Source organism: Microbispora sp. NBRC 16548 (assembly GCF_030268985.1).
Classification (GTDB): domain Bacteria; phylum Actinomycetota; class Actinomycetes; order Streptosporangiales; family Streptosporangiaceae; genus Microbispora; species Microbispora catharanthi.
The window spans coordinates 1-1,426 of record NZ_BSSF01000056.1 but is presented as its reverse complement, the minus strand read 5'-3'; the positions used below and the strand labels follow the sequence as shown (position 1 = coordinate 1,426).

The window sequence follows — 1,426 nt, the reverse complement described above, 5'->3', positions numbered from 1 at the left end:
AGGTCGAGGACCACAGCTTCTTCTTCACCGGCCCGGATGTCCCGCATGCCATCCCTTACGGCATCTACGACCTGGCCACCGACCGGGGCTGGGTCAACGTCGGAGTCGACCACGACACCTCGGCGTTCGCGGTGGCCTCGATCCGCCGCTGGTGGCGCGCCCGCGGCCGGGCCGACTACCCGGACGCCTCCCAGCTACTGATCACTGCAGACTGCGGCGGCTCCAACAGCTATCGCTACCGGGCTTGGAAGGCCGAACTGGCCGATTTCGCCGCCGAGACCGGGCTGACCATCACGGTCTGCCACTTCCCGCCGGGCACCTCAAAGTGGAACAAGGTCGAGCATCGGTTGTTCTCCCACATCACGATGAACTGGCGGGGCAGACCCCTGACCAGCCACGAGGTCGTTGTCAACAGCATCGCCGCCACCCGCACCCGGGCCGGGCTACGCGTCCAAGCCGAACTGGACACCGGGGACTACCCGATCGGGGTCTCGGTCAGCACCGAGCGCATGAACGCGCTGCCCATCACGCCGCACGCTCAGCGCGGATCGTGGAACTACACCATCGCCCCGGCAACAGACCAACAAGCAACTGCCGTCCAGGCCGGTGACCGCAACCAGATCCGGGCCCGTGCCCTCCACACTCTGGCCGACCCGCGCCTGACCGGCATGAACCGCCAAGCCCTTGCTGCGTTGGCCACCGCGCTGGCTCCCACTCAGGCCGCGCGTGCTGAACAGCGCTACTTCGAGCAGCGCGGTGGTCCACGCCGCCAGGCCAAGGGCAATCACGGCCGTCCCCTGCTCAGCGACGCCGACAAGGTCGTGCTCACCGTCGTTTACCTACGGCAGGTCTGTTCTCAGCGGGTCTTGTCCGAGATGGTCGAAGTCAACCCTGCCTCCATCGGCAAGGCGGTCGCCGAGACCAGTCAACTGCTGGCCGCGCATAAGCACCGGATCGAGCCCACGCTTCTGCGCTTCACGAGCGTGGCCGCCTTGCGCGAGTTCCTGGACGGTGACACGGTTCCGGAGCGGCCGAGCCGGCTTGTAACTTTCGGCGATCCCGCACTGACCGGGATGAGCCGATCGGAGCTGAATCAGCTGATCAAGCGATTGTCGCGCCGTCAAGCTGCCCAGGCCGAGCGGCGCAAGCACCGTCAGCGTGGTGGAGACCGACAGGCAACGGCCCGCGGCGGCATCTTCTACGAGAAGATCACCGATGCTGAACGCGTCCTCGCGGTCATCCTCGGCCTGCGCAAAGCCTGCAGCTGGGACGTGGTGGCCGAACTGTTTGAGGTGAGCCGACGCACCATCGGCAACGCCAGGACATGGGTCCGTCCACTGCTGGAAGAGGACGGCTATGTCGTGACCCACTCCACGGCCCGCTACTCCAGTGCGGCCGAACTCCTCAACAGCCTGACATCAACGAC

At 66.3% G+C, this 1,426-nt stretch carries 1 protein-coding gene; it reads left to right on the top strand.

Features of this window, described 5'->3' with window-relative positions:
• Positions 1–1,426, top strand: a 1,426-nt coding sequence (locus QSK36_RS42995) for an ISAzo13 family transposase (RefSeq protein WP_285786433.1), incomplete at both ends; no start/stop codon positions are given.